At 38.9% G+C, this 19,033-nt stretch carries 17 protein-coding genes; 5 read left to right on the plus strand and 12 right to left on the minus strand.

The annotated features are described in order from the left end of the window. Positions 1-328: 328 nt before the first annotated feature. The 5 genes from LUCIF_RS11880 to LUCIF_RS11900 form a co-directional block, all read right to left on the minus strand. Positions 329-1,198: an HAD family hydrolase gene (locus tag LUCIF_RS11880; RefSeq protein ID WP_122628112.1), complete on the minus strand. Its 870-nt coding sequence runs from the start codon at positions 1,196-1,198 to the stop codon at positions 329-331. 455 nt (positions 1,199-1,653) lie between these two features. Next, the gene (locus LUCIF_RS11885; protein WP_122628113.1) at positions 1,654-4,980 is read right to left on the minus strand and encodes a DEAD/DEAH box helicase family protein; all 3,327 of its coding nucleotides are present in this window, start codon (positions 4,978-4,980) and stop codon (positions 1,654-1,656) included. A gap of 15 nt (positions 4,981-4,995) precedes the next feature. Next, entirely contained in the window at positions 4,996-6,168 is a 1,173-nt protein-coding gene (locus LUCIF_RS11890; protein ID WP_122628114.1) for a restriction endonuclease subunit S, read from the minus strand. Next, positions 6,161-7,633 (minus strand): type I restriction-modification system subunit M, encoded by a 1,473-nt coding sequence (locus LUCIF_RS11895; RefSeq protein WP_122628115.1) that lies wholly within the window; start codon positions 7,631-7,633, stop codon positions 6,161-6,163. The genes LUCIF_RS11890 and LUCIF_RS11895 overlap by 8 nt, the downstream gene beginning before the upstream one ends. A 325-nt stretch (positions 7,634-7,958) precedes the next feature. Beyond that, positions 7,959-8,936, minus strand: a complete 978-nt coding sequence (locus LUCIF_RS11900) for a DUF8743 domain-containing protein (protein WP_122628116.1) — start codon at positions 8,934-8,936, stop codon at positions 7,959-7,961. 508 nt (positions 8,937-9,444) lie between these two features. Between LUCIF_RS11900 and LUCIF_RS11905 the strand changes: the two genes are divergently transcribed. Next, positions 9,445-9,750, plus strand: coding sequence for a hypothetical protein (locus LUCIF_RS11905; RefSeq protein ID WP_122628117.1), 306 nt, complete (start codon positions 9,445-9,447; stop codon positions 9,748-9,750). Next, a complete protein-coding gene (locus LUCIF_RS11910) occupies positions 9,713-10,099 on the plus strand; it encodes a type II toxin-antitoxin system RelE/ParE family toxin (protein ID WP_122628118.1) in 387 nt (128 codons plus the stop codon). Before LUCIF_RS11905 ends, LUCIF_RS11910 begins: the two co-directional genes overlap by 38 nt. A 310-nt stretch (positions 10,100-10,409) precedes the next feature. Here the strand turns inward: LUCIF_RS11910 and LUCIF_RS11915 are convergent, their stop codons facing one another. From LUCIF_RS11915 to rsgA, 5 genes are all read right to left on the minus strand, one after another. Further along, positions 10,410-10,682: a hypothetical protein gene (locus LUCIF_RS11915; protein WP_122628119.1), complete on the minus strand. Its 273-nt coding sequence runs from the start codon at positions 10,680-10,682 to the stop codon at positions 10,410-10,412. After that, on the minus strand, positions 10,679-11,665 hold the full coding sequence (locus LUCIF_RS11920; RefSeq protein ID WP_122628120.1) for an alpha/beta hydrolase: 987 nt from the start codon (positions 11,663-11,665) through the stop codon (positions 10,679-10,681). Before LUCIF_RS11920 ends, LUCIF_RS11915 begins: the two co-directional genes overlap by 4 nt. 20 nt (positions 11,666-11,685) lie before the next feature. Further along, positions 11,686-12,654, minus strand: a complete 969-nt coding sequence (locus tag LUCIF_RS11925) for a CPBP family intramembrane glutamic endopeptidase (protein WP_122628121.1) — start codon at positions 12,652-12,654, stop codon at positions 11,686-11,688. A gap of 124 nt (positions 12,655-12,778) precedes the next feature. Further along, a complete protein-coding gene (locus LUCIF_RS11930) occupies positions 12,779-13,441 on the minus strand; it encodes an epoxyqueuosine reductase (protein ID WP_122628122.1) in 663 nt (220 codons plus the stop codon). A 151-nt stretch (positions 13,442-13,592) separates the two neighbouring features. After that, entirely contained in the window at positions 13,593-14,660 is a 1,068-nt protein-coding gene (gene rsgA / locus LUCIF_RS11935; protein ID WP_122628123.1) for a ribosome small subunit-dependent GTPase A, read from the minus strand. Positions 14,661-14,991: 331 nt separating this feature from the next. Between rsgA and LUCIF_RS11940 the strand changes: the two genes are divergently transcribed. Continuing rightward, on the plus strand, positions 14,992-15,927 hold the full coding sequence (locus LUCIF_RS11940) for a protein kinase family protein (RefSeq protein ID WP_207857548.1): 936 nt from the start codon (positions 14,992-14,994) through the stop codon (positions 15,925-15,927). Positions 15,928-16,431: 504 nt separating this feature from the next. Here LUCIF_RS11940 and LUCIF_RS11945 read toward each other — a convergent pair. Beyond that, complete coding sequence (locus LUCIF_RS11945; RefSeq protein ID WP_122628125.1) at positions 16,432-16,737, minus strand: zinc-ribbon domain containing protein; 306 nt, start codon at positions 16,735-16,737, stop codon at positions 16,432-16,434. Positions 16,738-17,016: 279 nt separating this feature from the next. Next, positions 17,017-17,979 (minus strand): NmrA family NAD(P)-binding protein, encoded by a 963-nt coding sequence (locus LUCIF_RS11950; RefSeq protein ID WP_122628126.1) that lies wholly within the window; start codon positions 17,977-17,979, stop codon positions 17,017-17,019. A 155-nt stretch (positions 17,980-18,134) separates the two neighbouring features. On the opposite strand from LUCIF_RS11950, the gene LUCIF_RS11955 reads away from it, so the two are divergent. Together LUCIF_RS11955 and LUCIF_RS26515 are read left to right on the plus strand one after the other, a co-directional pair. Next, positions 18,135-18,863 (plus strand): LysR family transcriptional regulator, encoded by a 729-nt coding sequence (locus LUCIF_RS11955; protein WP_207857550.1) that lies wholly within the window; start codon positions 18,135-18,137, stop codon positions 18,861-18,863. Next, positions 18,863-19,030, plus strand: coding sequence for a hypothetical protein (locus LUCIF_RS26515; RefSeq protein ID WP_207857552.1), 168 nt, complete (start codon positions 18,863-18,865; stop codon positions 19,028-19,030). Before LUCIF_RS11955 ends, LUCIF_RS26515 begins: the two co-directional genes overlap by 1 nt. Positions 19,031-19,033: the final 3 nt, after the last annotated feature.

Below are 19,033 nucleotides of genomic sequence, written 5' to 3' on the forward strand. Positions count from 1 at the left end.
TACATAAGGCAATACCCCAATTCATCCCAGGTAAACATTTTCGTTATGCATTCCAAATAACGCTGATCTGGCAACTGCTCTCTCCGTTCAGGTAAAAAAAAAGGACGCGTGGACAGGTTACCGTCCCATTATATTCTCACGATCACCCTTTTTGATATCCAGTTTTCAAATATGCTCCGCTTATTGATTCCCCTGCACATGATAGATAATTCCTGTCTTACTTTTCTTTCTCACTTGTCTTGGGATTATATCACCTCACGCTAATATAACAGATCCACCCTTCTGGAACAATGAATTTGTCCCTCTCAAGGTCGAGAAGAAGCATTTTTCATAGAATATTAGAGGGATTATTGTATCCCTTTATTTTTTTTAGTTGCTTGTGACTTTTCTGAACTAGTGCATCGGTAGCCGCCATCTGGCAAATAATCTCTTTCACTAATGCGTCAAGCTCACTACCTTCTGAATAGTCAACAGGAGCGATATAATTTACTCGTTTATGAAGAAGTAAATCTTCGACCTTAGCCTTTTTTTGATATACCGCAATAGATTGTCCGCCATTAGCTCGAACCAATTTCATACAAGGAACATCGGTTAATCCATCCCCAAAATATATCATGTTTCTAAAAGGCACCCGTCGCTCATCTCCCGGTACATACTGGTTTAATGCCCCATCTTCAGAAATATCTAAAACACCCTTGTTAATTCGGAATAAGAACTGGGTTTTAGCTGTATAATTAACCGCAAGTTTGGGCCAATCAGCAACTCCACTTCCATTATAATGGAACTCAGAAGCATAAATTTCCTTAAATACTTTTTTGATGCTGGACCCTTCTATGATTTCTCTTAAACCGGAAGAAATAATATAATGCTCAACTTTGACTCCCTTCGTTTTACCATAGTTATTTATTTGTGCAAACCACTCCTGAACACCAGGAAAAAATTCAATATCCTTACCCATTTGTACGAAATCTTCTCTTCGTATGGACTTATTTGCTGCGTCGGCTTTGCGAATCATGGTATACATATAGGCAAGAATTCCGTCCATATGTTGCTCTTTTGCAAGTCCATTAGATTCCCTCCAAAAATCATTGGAACTCATGCCGATATGTGGAATAAATGTGTATTCCTGCATATCTTTTGTGCAAAGCGTTTTATCAAAATCATACATCAAAGCGATAATCGGCTTTTTAGCTGCCATGATTACTCCTTTCTAATTCTTGCCGTCAAATAAAAACTTTTTCTTATCTGCCAATGTTTGGCTCTGCTTCACGTTCAGCCGCAGAGAACATGGTGATAGCGGTTTATTCACTTTTTCGGGAAACTATTTTGAATGGCAGAACCGATTTTAAAACGATCAGCCAATTGCCACAAAGACTTATAGTGTACGGGATGGACGAAGTTATCGACATTTATATGTTTAAAAGGCAGCCTTACTGCCCTACTACTAGAATCGTGACCATCTTTCTTTATCTACAAACCCATTACAAACTTATTTCCTATAAAATACAAAAATCCTGCCAAATTATACATATTGAGGCAGGATTTTGCTATGATAGTGGGAAATAGTATCCGGCTTTGAAGGCTTAAATTAAGAAACTATATTTATAAGGTGCGATATGCAGGCGATTCCTATCCAAATTTTTGAATTCATTTCTACCCCATAACCCGTATTGCATTTTCTTTCACTTCTGAGACCAACTCCATAATTCGCTGCTGTTTGGTTTTATCAAACAGCTTCATAAAGCTAACGGGTTTATCGAATGGCGGTTTCATCAGGTCCACCGTATTTTCCACATAGCCGTTTTGCACAATATAGTCTACAATCTTTTTCACGAAAACAATTTGCGATTGGCTCAGGGACTGATCATTAATGAATTCGGAAAATACTTTCATTGCAGCATCCTGTTCCAGCTTACCAATTTTGCGCACCAATAGGCCAAACGGCGTATTGCCGAATTCCCGCTCATAATCGGTTTTGCTGCCAAGGTCATCGGTCAGAATGTGCTCCAAATTTTTATAATCCGCTGCGGTTAGGGGTATATTGTTGCGAAGTTTATAGATAGCAAGGTTATCTTTATTGTCTTCAATATACCGGTTAACTTTCAGTTTATAGTCTTCAAAATCATAGGGCGCACCTAATGGGTCCCCTTCTCTGACTCCCATTACCTGGTCGGTTAAATTCGTATAGATTACATTTTGTCCACCCGTATCGACAATAAATTTAATTAAGTCCCGCAGAGCAACGCGTACCGCCTCGAAGGATAAAATACCGGCATTCTGCCAGAATTCATCGGTTTGAATGGTATTGATCAGCTCGATTTTTTCTTTCACCTGGGGGATACTGATTCGTTTAGCCAGGTTTATACCGATATTGATTAATTGCCGCTTGTTCCTTTTAAAATATGGCAGTGCTTCAATCTGGGCAAGCATGAGACCATACATCAAATTATCAAAGCCCTTAGCATATTCATCTTTATCCTCCATATAAACCAAGGGGGCCAGATACTGGATTAGATTATGCTTGTCACTCTCTTCCAGACAAACAAAGGTGGCTTTTTCTTTGTACCGTTCAACATGTTGCAACTGCAATTTTACCGAAACCAGCTCGGGATTCAGCGCCTGAATCTGGAAAATAATCCCTTCAATTAGCTCATTTCGCCAGTTTTGATAGTCTGCAGCGTCAAACGTGGCTTGCTGCAAATGGGCAATTAGCCGAATCCTTTTGCTGAAAATCGCTTCGGTAACGCTTTCGGTCTCAGAAGACTCAATCCCTTGCGGTGCCTGGCGGAAAAACTCAAAGTTGCCCAAATAATCAAAGATATAAAAACACTGTTTAACCCTGCCCGGACCAAACAGATTCTCGCAAAGCCGGGTTCCCCGTCCGATCATCTGCCAGAATTTTGTTTTTGAGCGTACTTTCTTAAAGAATACCAGGTTCACAATTTCCCTCACATCGATGCCGGTGTCCATCATATCTACCGAAACCGCGATTTGCGGATACTTGTCGGTCACTTTAAAATTAGTGATCCGGTCCAGAGCATACGTTATTTTATTGTCAATGATCTGGGCAAATTGTCCGTTATGCTGTGGATACAGCTTGTTAAAGCGTTCCTCAATATACAGAGCATGTTTGTGATTTGCAGCAAAGAGGATGGTTTTCCCCAATTTATCGCCGCCTGCTACTTTAATGCCTTGATTCATCAAGTGTTCGAGCACATAATCCACGGTATGCTGGTTGAAGATAAACTCATTCATTGCCGGGGAAGGAATAAAGTCCGGCATGTCGCCGTCCTCATCGGTAAAATCTTCTTCATACCGGTCTTTATCTTCCGCCGAAAGCTCGTCATAGGTAATTCCCTGCTCCAGAAACTTTGTCCGTACTTCGATATTATGGTAAGGTACCAGTACCTTGTCTTTTTTTACAGCCGTATCATAGTCATAGGCATAGGTCGGCACACCCCGTTCCATTTCGAAAAAGTCATAGGTGTTCCGGTCGACTTCGGTTTTCGGGGTTGCCGTCAGTCCCACCAGGTATGCATCAAAATACTCGAAAATGGCACGATATTTTTTGAAGATGCTCCGATGGGCTTCGTCAATAATAATCAAGTCAAAATGGGCCGGTGTAAAGAGCTTTTTCCCATCCTCGCTCTTGGCGGTATCAATGGCATTAAGCATAGTCGGGTAAGTAGAAAAAACAATGCGGGCGTTTTTATCCTCCTTGCCATTTAGCAAATTGCCAAGAGACATATCCGGCAAATAGGTTTTGAAATCATCCTTGGCCTGCTTCACCAAGGCGGTTCGGTCTGCCAAAAAAAGGGTATTGGTAATGTACCCGCCCCGTGACAATACATCGGTGAGGCTGGATGCGGTTCTCGTCTTGCCCGTTCCCGTTGCCATAACCAAAAGGGATTTTCTGTGTCCGGTCGTAATATTTTCACAAACGGCGCGGATGGCTTCCTTTTGATAATACCGGTCGGTGATACGGTCCTGAATCTTGACTGCCTCTAATTTTTTGCGCTCTGTTCGCCGGCTCATCAGTTTTTCCAGGTCTGATTTGGCAAACATGCCGCTAACTTTTCTTTGGGGTGAAGTGACATCATCCCAGAGGTAGGATTCAAAGCCATTCGTCATAAACAGAATGGGCCGCCGGCCCGTCATCCGTTCCAGACAATCAGCGTATAACTTAGCCTGGTGGGTACCGAGCTTCGGATCTTTCGAGGTCCGTTTGGCTTCAATTACTGCCAGGGGCAGACCGTCTTTGCCGTATAGCACATAGTCGGCAAACCCTTTTCCCTGTTGATTCGGCATACCGGCAAGTTCTACTTCTTCTTTGACATCATCGCCAAATACCCAGCCTAATAGTTTTAAATCCACATCAATATAGCGTTTGCGGGTTTGAAATTCGGACAGATCCTCCGGTTTAAATTCCCGTTCCTCTTTATGCTGCTCTTTTTGTGCGGTCAACGCGGTGCTCATTTCGGCAATCTGTGCCAGCAGTTTTTCAATTTGGGAATCCTTTTGCTTAATAAGACTGTCGTCAACCGCCACTTTTTCCCGGGGTATCGCAGCTTCGTCAAAATGGCGTTCTGCGTAGTTTGCGCCGTAGCAGTAATCCAGCCACTGAATAAATTCAAACAATCCACGCATCGACAACACTGCATCGTTACGACTGACCGCTTTTTCGGTATGTACCGCCAGATTGCCAAGTTTAATAATATAAGACAATTTGCCCCAGGTCTTATGATCCAGGGCAAAACGGAACGAAGGTTCATGAATGAGGGCCTGCAAATTGTCTTTATAAGGCATAGAAATGGTGTTGTCGGCTGAGTAAACCCATTTTACGGCTAACTCCAGTGCTTTTCTGGCTCCCACCGCCGCCATAGCCGGCGAGGTCATCAATACCTCCTCCGCTTCCATGGCCGCAGGCGCAAATAACTGGTATTCAGCTTGTCCTTGTAAAAAATCAAAATTTGCAGGCATATGGATCACCTCATATTATTCGAAGTACTCGCTCATTAAGCTATCAAACAGATATTGGCTTTCATCGATGGCTTTTTGTACAAGGGCTTTTTGTTCTTCAATTTTGGTGACGATTGAGGCGAATTGGGTTTGGAGGGGGAGGGGAGGAAGGTATATGGAGATATTTCCAAATTCTTTGGCATTAATATTAGCCATACCAATAATGTTTTTTGCCATAGATAGAAGAAGCTTCTTGCCATAAGAAGAATTTAAATAACTTGAGATAAATTCTGAATTAGCTTTTTCATTTGGTATAAGCTTAACTAAATATCCAGCAAAAGCCATGGGTTGCTCTTCTTTAAAGACAGCTGTTTTACCTACCAACTCTTTGCTATTAGTTCTATTGAAAAGCAGGTCCCCCTTATAAACTAAGTATTTTTCTTTATCCTGCTCTTCTAAATCAATGTATTTCAAGTTTGACAAATTCATACTTCCACTGTATGTAATATTATTCATTCTTAATATTGGATACTCTCTTTTCGATTCATCTGCTTTTGAACTTGTACCATATTGAATCTTCTTAGATAATTCTTTAATATGTACGATTTCCCACCCTTTTTCATTAACCATTGGGTCACCAAACATATCATAAAAAGTGGATTTAATCAGGTTGTCTAGTTCTTCCAACTGTTTTTTACGAAGGGCTATTAGTCTGGCTGCTACGTCAAGGGTTTGGGCAATTTGTTTTTGGATATCAAAGGGCGGACAAGGAATTGAAAGACCCTTTAATACGCCACTTGTAATACCTTGAATAGTTGCTCCTCTTTTCTGGGTATTCAAAAAATGGAAAAAGCTTTTTATACAATAGACTAAATATTCTTTAGAAAATAGTTTCTCATCTATATTCGTAATGGATAGAATATCTTGACTAGTACACATTTCTACACTGTTAATTGAAACTTTACCAACCCCTACGCGGATTCCTATCATAAGTGAATTTTTTTTTATTCTTTTAGTAGCACTATTCTTAATTGCTTCATCAGTAATAAGCTCTACCGCGTCTTCTTTGTTAACATATGTCTTTCCAAGTGATATTGTGGTTATCCAAGGCACATTTCCTTTAAAATACTTTGATTCTTGTCTTGTTGGAGTTCCCCCGCTTTGAAAATCACCTATACTACCTAATCTAACCTTTTCCCACTTACTCACCGATAAGCCCCCTCAGTTCTTCCATCTTAGAGCTTATCTCAAGACTGAGTTCATCCAGGCGAGTCATAATCGCATAGGGTGGATCATATTCAATTTTTTCGTATTCTATTTCTTTATAGCGGTTAATGGAAAGATCATAATCATTCTTTTCAATAGCCGCTTTATCCACCAGGAAGCTTTGTTCGGTCGGCTTTCTATGAGCTTCCCCGGCAAGGTTATTAAAACGGGTAATAATATCGGGAATATCGCCCTCGTTACCTAAGTTAGTACGCTTATCATCCAGAGAGAATCCATCGGACTTCATATCATAAAACCATACCTTATCCGTGCCGCCCGCTCCGGTTTTGGTAAACACCAATACCGCCGTCGAGACACCGGCATAGGGTTTGAACACACCGGACGGCATGGAAATAACGGCCCGCAGTTGATGGTTTTCCACCAATTCTTTGCGTAATGCCTTATGCGCCTTGGTTGTGCCAAACAGGACTCCGTCCGGTACAATACAAGCACAGCGCCCGCCCATTTTCAGCATTCTGAGAAAGAGCGCCACAAACAATAATTCTGTTTTTTTGGTATCGCACACAGCCTTTAAATTATCATGAATGCTTTCGGCATCCACGGTTCCGGTAAAAGGCGGATTGGCTAAAATCACGTCAAATTCCGAAAAGATAGTGTTTGTTTTGGAAACGCTGTCCACATAGTCCACATGAGGATGCGTAATAGAGTGAAGCATTAGGTTCATAGCCGAAATACGCAGCATGGTACGGTCGGTATCGTAGCCGGAAAACATATCGCCGGCAAAATGCTCCCATTGATCAGCCGTCATTTCAGCTTCATACTTGGTTCGCACATATTCCGCCGCTGATACCAGAAAACCCGCCGTACCGCAGGCCGGATCGGCAATTTTGTCATCCGGCGCAGGATTCACTAACCGCACCATCATATCGCGGATGTGTTTCGGGGTTCTAAATTGACCATTTTGTCCGGCTGTAGCCAACTTGCCCAACATGTATTCATATAAATCGCCTTGCATATCCAGGTCTTTTATATCATGCTCATAAAGTTCATCCAGGCCTGTGACGATTTTCTGCAGTACCTGGGGCGTCGGAATTAAAAACATGGCATCTTGCATATACCGGGAAAAGGCAGAGCTATTTTCGCCATTCATTGCTTTAATGAAAGGAAACACTTTTGTTCCGACAATCTCATAAATTTCCCGGGGATCTTTATTTTTGAACTTACTCCAGCGCATTGCCTGTCCATTTGCATCCTGCGGAAATATCTTAGGCATTGCTTCGCCACTAACGGCCTCAAAGCTTTCTGTTTCCAGCTCTTTTTCGTCAAGGGACCGAATAAACATTAAATAAGTGAGCTGCTCAATAACCGTCAAAGGATTGGTAATCCCCCCAGCCCACATATCCGTCCATATTTTATCAACTTTATTGCGTACTTCTCCTGTCAGCATTGCTTCAATCCCTCTCGCTATTGACTAATTTGAATAAATGTAACAATTTTTTCACTAATATCATATAGTTTTTAAGTATTTGACTTTTATTGGAACAAATCCTCCTGATGCAACAGAAGAATGTTCCCTTTTGTCAATGTAGGCCCTATTTACCTTTCAAAAAAAATCCTGCAGAATGATCATCTTGCAGGATTTTACATTGTTAGGTGTCGCGAGACAGTTTGTCAATATTTTTATTTTATCAAAACGCTATGGTTCCAGCCAGTTCCATCGGAAAATCAAATTCATCAATTGATCTCAATATTTCCATCCGGAATATCTACAATTAAAATACATCCGCCAGCGTTTGGGCTCCCAGGAGTCGGCTAAATGTGGTATACCTCGGTGACTGTGGAGCCGCTCCTTGTTTTTTCCCACCAAGGCGTATAGGTCCAATTGGCTTCGCTTTGGACTTGAACCATACCTGATATTTGCCAGTATCCTTATATCGCGCTATATTGGCAACCTCTGCGTAGTAAGTTATAGCCGATAATGGAGCAGTCTGATAGGCAGCGATATACTTTATCCGATCAATCATTGCGCTGGAAATCCGTATTGCATACCAACGGTCCTCTCCAAGAAAAACATCGGCAAAACCCTCCTCGTTGGCCGGGACAACAATTGTATCAAGCTCATCGCTACGAATACCTTCTTGCAATGTAATCTCCTTAATGTCTTGTTGGAACGGAACAAATTTGTGAATCATATCCCCCTGGCTCTTAAACGTCTGAAATTCGATGACATCTGTTTTCATGGTAAGCTGACTAAGTACACTCTCCAAAGCAGTACTTTGTTCGTCAATCACAATGATGGCTGAGACTTCTTTTTCGAAAATTATATCCTCAAGCAAATTATCAATATTACGATAGTTCGTTTTTTCAATAACTGAATCGACCAAGCCTTTCTTCTGAGAATCGCTCAATATCGACTGCAGTAGAAAGTCTTTGATCTTTCTTCCACTCACTTTATACGAAATTGCGAACTTCAGAAGCTGTTGGCCAATGTGCTTATACGGGTCGTGCTTTACCAATTCGTTTTCCAATATATATAACTTAGGCTGGGACTCGAAGGAAAAGTCCAGCAAATACCCGTCCGGTATGGAAAGAATCTCATCACCAATACGTTTTTTAATATCGATATAGATTGACTTGGAGCCAAAGATCTGCCTTGCCGACTCAACAATGACTTTTTCAAATTCTACTTCGTTGGGGTATTCGTAATACTCATATATTCTTTCCCCTACAACCAGCACAGATTTTTCCATAATCCACCCTCCATTGTTAACCCATACACCCAATTGCCTTCATGGCCCTTTTTTATGCCTTAATAACCCGAACAACTTGAATTGCTTCATCATAGAGCCGAAGTAATCGACATTCTTATATTCTAGAAAGCATATTACCGGCTCCAATATTTTTTCAATCCGGTTTTATATCGTCGAAGAATCGTGAGTATCTTCTCTATTTCAAAACCTATTAGCAACTTTATTTCCCACAAAAGACAAAAATCCTGCCAAAATCACATGTATTGAGGCAGGATTTGTCATAATGGTTACTACAGCGCAGCTGAACAGATACACCGTTTAAGCAGCCCGCTGGCGCTGCCATCTGTGTTTTTCCATCCTGTTTTCCATAGATGTTGGACAATAGGATGATTACGGAACGGCATGGTACCAAAAATTATTTTACGAAAATTTTCGTTATATTTTCTTGATTTATTTCTGCGATCAGGGTATATTAATTATAATAACTTAAAAAAGTAGGTGAATTTATATGTTCTCCATTCGTCCTATCTCCGATTTATCAAGAAACATGACCGAGATTGAGCGGCTTGCTATTGAAGAAGGTCAAATTATTCAGTTAGCTAAAAATTCCAAAGAGCATATGGTAATTATGGGAAGCGATACTTATAAAAATTTGTTGGCAAAGCTGTCAATGTATGAAAGCCTTCTGATATCTGAAGCGCAAATTCGTCAAGGTAAATCACAGCCTTTAGAAGTTGCTATGAAGAAATCAAATAAAAAGTTTCAGGAGAAATTAGATGCCTTCAATTCGACAACGCAAAAAGTACACGGTTAATATTACACCCCGCGCGGAAGCCGACTTGGAACGATTGACGGATTGGTGGCTTTTTGAGAAACAAAATCCGTCAATCGCCGAAAAAATTCATAACTCCTTTTGGGATAAAGCTATAACTCTACAGGACAGAGCCCAGTTATACCGTATTCCATGGGACACACATCCGGAACTGGCAGACCTTGATTATCATTTATTTACGTTTAATCCTAAATTTCATGCCGTAATGCTTTATCGTATTGATGAAGTTATTAATACGGTTCATATTCAATTTGTTTGCGATTCGAGAGAAAATAATATTTTATCAGAAATGATAGAGGAAGCAAAGAAAACTAAAATCCTTAAGCTATAAGGCTAGCAAATCCGGCGATTTGCTAGCCTTTATAACAATATCCATTTTGAAAATAGGCATAAGAAAAAGCAGCCTATCCTCTAAGCTGCTTAAATTATGATATACCACTTCCCGAGATAGTTGATGGTGTCGGTTTTTCTACTCCCTGAGTAGGGAGTGGTCCTTAAATAACGGCATGAAAAAAACCGCTTAGCGGTTGCAGCGGCCTTCTTCAAACAAATTTGCAATTCCGAGAAGAGCCGACGCGACCAAACATCAGCTATCTCTTTCTATTTACTATATCCGCTAAAATGCACCCCGTCAAGAATACTCAACGCCGCAGACGGCGTTTTCCTCTTGCTTCGTCTGCTTCCTTCTTATCCTGTATTTCTTTGGCAGTCGTCATATAGTGATTATGTGTTGGAAAAAAATATAGCGTTATTAGTTCCGGAATTAAGACGATCAAAGCCATTCGCTTCTCCCATTTTTCCGTCAAAATACCTGTAGAAACAACGCCAAACATGAGCATGGCCCACGGACCTTTCGCGATTTGTACAACAAGAATTACGGTCATAAGCCATAAGGCTATCGTAACAAAAATCATCTCATTTTCGCACCCTCCATTACTTTTCTTTCTATAAACTCCACTGAATCTTCGGCTATACTCTTTTTATATAGAACTATCCCCGCATGGCCGCAGTGATAGAGCTTCCGCTCCGGTTTATCCCACTTTTCCCATAACCTGCTTGCATCTTTAAAATCGATATACCTATCGTGGAGTGCTGAAAGGATCAGCACTTTTTCTTTGGGCATCATAATATCAAAATTACCGGTATTCAACATGGCCCATTGTGTTTTTAACTGGTCATATGTATAATCGCTTTCCTCAAAGTCCCTCTTGATGTACTTTCCTGGAACGTTGTGCCAAATGGCATGAGAAAGACTGTTTGGAGAAAAGACAGTAATCGCTCCGTCGATATTTTTTTCAGATGTGGCCGCAAGATTGACAATTAATCCTCCAAGGCTTATTCCGACTAATACAACCGGAGCCGGCCTATTGGCTCTCAGCCAGCTAATTAATGCTCTCAAGTCAACAACAGCTTGTCTTACCGAAGATAAAGTTCTCTCGATATTGGCGCTAATCATGAATTCCCCGTTATAAGACAAAGTACTGTCCTGTCGTTCTGTATGATGGGGTAAAGTAACAAAATACATGTCATAACCATGATTCATAAACGGGTTTAAGTAAATTGCCTTAATTCTCTCAGTATCCTGACGCCAGCCATGTACTAAAATGACATTCAGTGAAGTATTTTGCTTGTTTTGAAAAAACGTACCTGTCGCGTATTCGTTGCACTTAGCATTCTCGACTTCACTTTTGTATTTAAAACTGCCTGTTTGATAATTACCGCTGTTACTCATATCTTCAAAAATCAAATTTGGTGTTTTAGGCTCAAAATAAAAAAGTGTAGGATTTTCCGGCATCGATATTGATTCAAGGGCTTTAAATTGCGAAGTAACACTTTTTTGTCTATGCAGTTGATATAATGCATATTCATCAATGACTTTCGCTAATAGTCGATTCAAACTGAAAACCACCCTTTATGTTAGACCAACTTTACAATTGCCGGTTTTCCCAAAGAGTTTAAGTCAGTTCTTATAACAAAAAAAGACCGCCAAATGATATTAGTAATAGTATGAACAAATGCAGCTGCAAATATATTTTTTGTAAGAAGATAAGTCAAACCATAAAAAAAGCCAGCTATCGAAGAAAGCACAAACAGCTTTTTTCCACCAAAGCTAATGTGGTGGCACCCGAACAAAAGCGTTGCCAAAATAAGAGGAATCCACTCTCCCCCGATAAACTGCCGCAGATAGTTAAAGACAAATCCCCGAAAAATAATTTCTTCTGCAATAGCTACATGGAAAAAATTAAAGATTATTAAAATGAAAAGATTTCTTGCTCTGATTTCTTTTAAATTAAAAGAAAGATATTTTAATTTGTATCCTATAAGAGCGGCAAAAAGACAGCATAAAAAAGTTAGTCCCAAGGTTACTATCCATACGTTTACTGTACCGAGAGAAGTTATGTTGATATCAATTCTCCTATACCCCAAGAAAATATACAGGATTAGAAGATGAAAGGTTAAAGATAGCCCATAGAACTCGATAGTATTCGCTTGATACAGCAAAGGCACCTTGATTAAACGAAATTGATTCATTGCAATTATCAAAGCAATAATAAATATATCGATAAAATGGAATTGGTTTTTACCGGTCGAAAATATAAAGCTTAATGCGATTGGTACTGCTATAAACAATACTATTTTTAAAAAGTTTTTTAATCCTAAGGTATGATTAATATAAATTTGAGAGGATGCTAAATATAGCATTAAAATGGCTGCCGCCGAAAAAGGATGAATCGTTAGTGTTAAGCCATATTGAAGAATATAAAAATACATTAAGGAATAAGTAATTATAAATAAAGTAGTGATTTTTCTATTACCTTTAAATGAAGTATTAGGAAGTAGCGAAAGCATAATTAATGTTAATACTACTCCGATATAAAAAAGCACATTGATTCCTCCATTATTTTTATATAACGAAAATTATACCGGAGCATTCCTAATATTTCCATAGATATTGTCCCAAAAGGTAATATCTATGATTACAACTGTATGTTTTAGCCATTTATGTAAACTATTTTTTCATATACTTTTGCATATACTTCTGTGTCCATGGACAATTAGCTAAACATTTTAAACAACATCTGCAGTGATATACATCAACCAGTAAATCCCTATTCATCCCTACACTCCATGTTAATCCACGAATACATTTTTCTGGGCAAATATTTTGACAGACAGTACATTCTCCACATTTTGATATTACTATTGGTCTATTTTCGGTAGGTAATGGTGCGTTTGTCAATACGGTAGACATACATAACGCACTCCCATATTCCTGGGTAATTAACAAATTGCTTTTTCCAATCCAGCCCAATCCTGCCAATACGGCAATTGTTTTATGTGGAAGTGAAGTAGTTTTTGTAGTCTCATCATAAGACCCATGCAAAAGGTGATTTTTCTCTGACTGCGCATAGGCTTTATATCCATGTGCAGTGATAAAATTAGCCGCCCATTCTGCGAGCTTATCAGCGTTACCTTCCTTTTCATGGAATTCCGAATAATCTAATATATTTTCCGTAGACAGACGATAAATATAACTGGGGCCTAGAATTACTCCTATTAAAAGAGCAACGCCATACCCCCGATTTTCGTTTGCCGAAAGCATTGATATATCAACTACCTTGACAAAATTAACACCACGGATATTTAATTCAGAGACTAACTCGTTTAACATGTGCCCCTCCGATTGTTTTGCAGTTACAAAATAATCTGTTGTTCGCATTATTTAACGAATACGTAAAAAGAGTCAAGGGACGGTTCTTTGACTCATTTTATTAAAAACCAAACTATAAAAAGAGTAGTAATAATGCTTTTTTATCTTAGGCTTATTTTTTCTTTAAAAAGTTACGCGTTTTTCGTAAATTTACGGATTTTTCTTTTGACCGTTTCCATTTAGCTAATAAATATTGTACTTTATCTGTTACAAGTAAATTTTCCATTTTATATTTCACATAATTTTGATATCGTTCAATATCTAATTCTCCATTTTCTATAGCAGCTCTTACAGCGCATCCTCTCTCATTCTGATGTTTACAATCTCTATATTTGCATAGGCTCTCCAATGCCTCAATATCTCCGAAGACATCGGAAATACCTTCGGTCGCACATACAATTCCTACCTCTCTTAAACCTGGTGTATCGATTAATAATCCTCCGTTTGGTAATTTAATAATCTGTCTATGTACTGTTGTATGCTTGCCTTTACCGTCTTTCCGAGTCTCTCCTACTTGCATCGTATCCCTACCGATTAGTGCATTCGCTAAACTTGATTTTCCCACCCCGGAAGAACCTAAAAAAAGCGCTGTTTTTCCTTTCTCAAAATAAAGATTCAACTCATCAAGTCCCTCGCCTGAATGTACAGATATCGCATGTATCGCAACATCTGGAAACCTTTGTTGACATAATAATATTTCACTCTCAATATCATCACATAAATCCGATTTTGTTAAAACAATAGAGATATTGGCACCACTCTCTTTTGCCAATATCATATACCGCTCAATTCTTGCAGGATTAAAATTCGAATCCAAAGATGTGCAAATAAAAATGGTTTGAAAATTTGATGCCAGTACCTGTATTCCATCTTTAGACCAATTATCCTTACGATAGAATAGTGTTCTTCTAGGAAGCAACTTTTCTATTATTGCCATATCGTCATGCTGGGATAAAGAAACCAATACGTAATCTCCAACAACGGGGTATCCGCTTTCTAATTTCTGCTTGTAAGCAAACTTACCTGATACCCGGGAAAACATTATATTCTTTTCTGTAACAATTTCATACCACTGTCTGTGTTGCGAAATAATCCGAGCAATTGTATATTCCTCATTTTGACTATATAAATTACCCTTAGAATATACCAGAAACCCATATTGATCTAATAAATCACTCAACCTTGATATCTCCCTTTTTATATCATTTTATCTACATTTTTACCTGTAGAAACACGGAGATAGCCATAAACCATGTTAAATACTCTCCAGACCATGAAAACCGTATTAATATATTATAATTGTCATTATATGACTATAAATAATCAACTGTAATGTAGCAATTATTGTACCATGAAAACGTATGTTTTTTTCGCCAAGGCCAAGTTAATCTATTGTCATGATTGTTGGCAGGAATTTCCTGTTTTTAGTAAGAATAAGTAAAACTGTAGTAGAGAAACTTTATTGGGATATGAGTAGTGAGTGCCGGTAAAATTGTTATAATCCACCGATTGTGGGCGGTGGTAAAGCTATATTAACTAAGAAAGGAAATAATATGGCAGTAATTTATCTTGATAATGTGTCCTTTCAATTAAAACAGATACAAGATTTCTCATGGCTTAAAGAAATTGGCGATGTCTTTTGTGTTTTTGATCAACAAGATTCGGGAAATGTTTCCTTTGGCGTAAAAAATGGTGATAATAAATATTTTGTAAAATATGCGGGAGCGCAAACAACAGAATATAAAGGGAGTACGCAAACTGCAATTCATAGTCTTAATAAAGCCGTACATATATATGAGGACTTAAGGCATGCGAACGTGGTTAATTTTGTAAAAAAAATAGATACAGATAATGGCGTAGCTGCTGTATTTGATTGGTTTGACGGAGAGAGCCTGTTTGCACACTGGACATTTGATAAATGGGACAGGTATACTCATCCTGCTTCACCGTACTACAAATACAAAAGGCTAAGTGTAGAAACCCGGTTAAAATCCATAGATGCAATATTTCAATTTTTATTGTTTGTTGAACAACAGAATTATGTTGCTGTCGATTTCTATGACGGGAGTATTCTATATGATTTTAATACTGATACAACCAAGATTTGCGATATAGATTTTTTCAGGAAGAAACCAACCATGAATGATATGGGTGGATACTTTGTGGGATCAAGAAGATTTAAGTCACCGGAAGAGTATATTTTAGGTGCTCCAATAGATTCAATAACTAATGTAAATGCAATGGGAGTATTGTTATTCGGATTAATCGGCGGAGAATATGATCGTTCATTTAAAAAATGGGAAGTTTCAAAGGAACTGTATGAAATTGCAAAAAAAGCAACTTTACCGGAAAGAGAAATGCGATTTCAATCAATCAAAGAGTTTTACAAAGAATGGGATACGGCAGTAACTCATGCATATGGTGGAAGTGTGCCGGGAAGTGTGTAGATGGAACAACCTGCCAGAATTTGTGGATAAGGCAACGCAGGGGTGCGACCTAAGCGTCATATAAGATTTGGCAAGGTGGCGATGCTAAAGGCTTACGGCTTTTTTATGTGCCTAATGCCTGCGCTTATTTTGGCTTAAAGTGTATTTTAAACAAATATCCGGTAGGATTATGATTTAATGGCAATAATAAGTACATTAAGCTGGGTGCCGGATGAACTCCTGCCTTCCTAGTGGTATAATAATAATATCGGTTCGGGGGTACGTTGTCACTCAAACGAAAATTCTTTTGATAGAGGTAGGTTGATAATATGGGAAAAGGTTCACCTAAAACCAGTTACAAGAATATCCAAAAGGCCACTAAGAGTTCTAAGTTCGCTACTGCCCAACAGGCGGCAAAGAATACAATATTTAATCGTAAGGATAAAGAGAAGTAACATAGAAGGTAGTTGTAAACTTATACATCAAATCGAAAACTCCCCTGCCGAAGGCAGGGGAGTTACATTTCTAGTAGCGTCTATTATTTTGACTGAAGCAGTCTCTGCAGTAAACGGGACGGTCACCACTAGGGAGAAACGGGACTTGGGTCTGTGCACCACAGGCGGCGCAGGTTGCAGCATGCATTTCGCGCTGCTGGTTGTTGTTATTACGGCGAAAACCGCCATTGTTTTGTTGCTTGCGAGCTGCTCTGCAATCGGGGCAGCGGCTAGGTTCGTTGGTGAATCCTTTCTCGGCGAAAAAGTCTTGTTCCGAAGCAGTAAAAACGAACTCGGCGCCACAATCGCGGCAGGTTAAATTTTTGTCTTGATTCATATAGAATCCTCCTCAATTTTTCTACCCAGAATAGTGAATGTGAAATTACGCATCGAAACTTCCCTCACTGGCTAGATTGAGAAGGATAAATGGTTAACCGCATTAGCATATGTACTGAGCTTTTTAATTATACTACTTATTAGGGCAATTGTAAAGCACTAGAGGGTGTCAAGGAGATGGGGCGTCGACCAAAGCCAGGATTGTCACTGGTTAGTGGCCTCCTGGCTTTCCCAATTCTTCTGAAGATTTCATTGGGCAAATTTAGCTATTACTGAGTATTTATCTTGACAGTCCCCAATAGCTAGTTATTTTTTCTTTCCATACAAAGCTATATTTCTCTACTAAGTCACGAACCCGTAATGGTTTTCTACCAGTCAATTTTTCAACTGTATCTGTTTCAATTGCCATTAGGCCGTCTCTAATACCGGCTTCGTTTGTTACCATGTCATTACTGCACCAGGGCACCGGTGATTTTGAATAATCGCCGCTTGTTTCACGAGGAATATATATTGAATCTAAATACTTATAGAATTCTTCATTTGTAGCTGTCACGTATTCATAATTAATACCTGAAGTCTCAGCAATTATAGCGCAAATTTCACGCTGACTAATTAATTCACCGCCTGTTACATCATAGTCTTTATTGTGTTCGCCTTTACCTAATAACAACGCAGCGGCAACACGCCCACTGTCATCTTTTGCAATAAATGTTGCTTTTCCTTCGCCTGCGGCAGTAATCCATTGGTTGTCACTCAAGTTGGCTAACATAACGGAATTAGTTAAGTAATTTTCCATATAAAGGTTGTTTCTCATAATATTAAAGTTTACGCCAGTCTCATGTAAATATTTTTCTGTGGCGGTATGATCCGGTAATACATATTGATAATATCCTTCCCGATTAGCGCCTAGGAATGAAGTATACGTAATATGGCCTACACCGGCTGCAATAGCCGCATCAATTACATTTTTATGTTGTTGAACCCGTTCCGGTCCATTTTTTATACCGGATACAATATAAATACGGTCTCCGCCTTGGAAGGCTTCTATCATTTGCTCCTTGTTATCATAGTTTGCTTCTTTCACCGTAACGCCTTGGTTTTTCCAATCTTCTATCTTCTTTTTTGGCAATCGATTTAAAACTGGGCAGGTAAATATTAATTCTTCTCCGGGTACCTCGTTAAGCATATTCGTTGCTACTCTTCCACCTAATTGTCCATCTGCGCCGGTAACAATATAACGCATATTTTCCCCTCCTGTTTATTCCCAACTAAAATAAATGGATAATCTAATACGTTACCCTTTATTTATTAACATTTTACCGTTTTACTGCTTGGGAATGAAATTGAAATATGTTATTATTAATAAACAATTTCTATAAGTACGGGAGGTCAGTCTACATGCATGTCAAACAAATCGAGTGTTTCGTTCATCTAGCTGAAACTCTAAATTTTTCCAGAACTGCAGAGCTTTTATATATCACCCAACCTACTGTGACCCATCAAATTAACACGCTGGAAGATGAGCTTAGATTAAAATTATTTATTAGAACCAAAAGAAAAGTTGAACTGACTCCGGCAGGAGTTTCCTTCTATACTGATATGAAAGATATTTTAACAAGAACAAACATCGCAATCGTCAAGGCAAAGAACTACGCCCGAGCCTTTGAATCTAATTTATTAATCGGGTATGACGGAAATGTAGAGGTAAATCGCCTTCCCAATATACTAAGTATCTACAAGGAAAAGTTTCCCCACGTACATCTTTACTTAAAAATAGCTGATTATAAAGAAAAAAGAAATCTATTTACGAATTATAATTTTGATTTAATTTTTGCTGTCAAAGAAAGTATTGAAGATTTATCAGAGGCTGAGTATGCCGAACTTTTTACGGGAAGATTCGTCTGCGTCTTGCCTAAAGACCATCCATTAGCTCACAAAACCGTTATCCAAATGATTGAATTGCAGAATCAGCCTCTGATTCTATTAGATCCTTTAAAATGTCCATCCGAAATGGCACGGGTCCAAAAGGATATCCAGATAAAATGTCCTGCTTCCACTGTTTATTTTGGTGACAGCGCCTTAGTCGGCTATACCATGATTAAGGGAAGACTTGGCATAGCGGTGTGATGCCTGACTTTGTATGTCCGGAAGATCCGGAGCTTTCTATTATTCCACTGGATGTAAAAGATTTAATTTCTTATGGAATTGCATGGCATAAAAACAATGAACGGAATGAAATAAAAGGCTTCGTTGAAATTACAAAGCAAATCTACAAAACCTCGCTAACAGCCTGATGG

Source organism: Allolucifera butyrica, assembly GCF_900476375.1.
Taxonomy (GTDB): domain Bacteria; phylum Bacillota; class Negativicutes; order Sporomusales; family UPPP01; genus Lucifera; species Lucifera butyrica.

What these genes read in the sequence shown, in the direction of transcription:
- LUCIF_RS26515 (WP_207857552.1), top strand. Translation starts at nt 18,863, where the DNA reads ATGCCTGACTTTGTATGTCCGGAAGATCCGGAGCTTTCTATTATTCCA.
- LUCIF_RS11880 (WP_122628112.1), bottom strand. Translation starts at nt 1,198, where the DNA reads ATGGCAGCTAAAAAGCCGATTATCGCTTTGATGTATGATTTTGATAAA.
- LUCIF_RS11905 (WP_122628117.1), top strand. Translation starts at nt 9,445, where the DNA reads ATGTTCTCCATTCGTCCTATCTCCGATTTATCAAGAAACATGACCGAG.
- LUCIF_RS11895 (WP_122628115.1), bottom strand. Translation starts at nt 7,633, where the DNA reads ATGCTGACAGGAGAAGTACGCAATAAAGTTGATAAAATATGGACGGAT.
- LUCIF_RS11945 (WP_122628125.1), bottom strand. Translation starts at nt 16,737, where the DNA reads ATGAATCAAGACAAAAATTTAACCTGCCGCGATTGTGGCGCCGAGTTC.
- LUCIF_RS11930 (WP_122628122.1), bottom strand. Translation starts at nt 13,441, where the DNA reads ATGTTAAACGAGTTAGTCTCTGAATTAAATATCCGTGGTGTTAATTTT.
- LUCIF_RS11910 (WP_122628118.1), top strand. Translation starts at nt 9,713, where the DNA reads ATGCCTTCAATTCGACAACGCAAAAAGTACACGGTTAATATTACACCC.
- LUCIF_RS11955 (WP_207857550.1), top strand. Translation starts at nt 18,135, where the DNA reads ATGCATGTCAAACAAATCGAGTGTTTCGTTCATCTAGCTGAAACTCTA.
- LUCIF_RS11915 (WP_122628119.1), bottom strand. Translation starts at nt 10,682, where the DNA reads ATGATTTTTGTTACGATAGCCTTATGGCTTATGACCGTAATTCTTGTT.
- LUCIF_RS11885 (WP_122628113.1), bottom strand. Translation starts at nt 4,980, where the DNA reads ATGCCTGCAAATTTTGATTTTTTACAAGGACAAGCTGAATACCAGTTA.
- LUCIF_RS11900 (WP_122628116.1), bottom strand. Translation starts at nt 8,936, where the DNA reads ATGGAAAAATCTGTGCTGGTTGTAGGGGAAAGAATATATGAGTATTAC.
- LUCIF_RS11950 (WP_122628126.1), bottom strand. Translation starts at nt 17,979, where the DNA reads ATGCGTTATATTGTTACCGGCGCAGATGGACAATTAGGTGGAAGAGTA.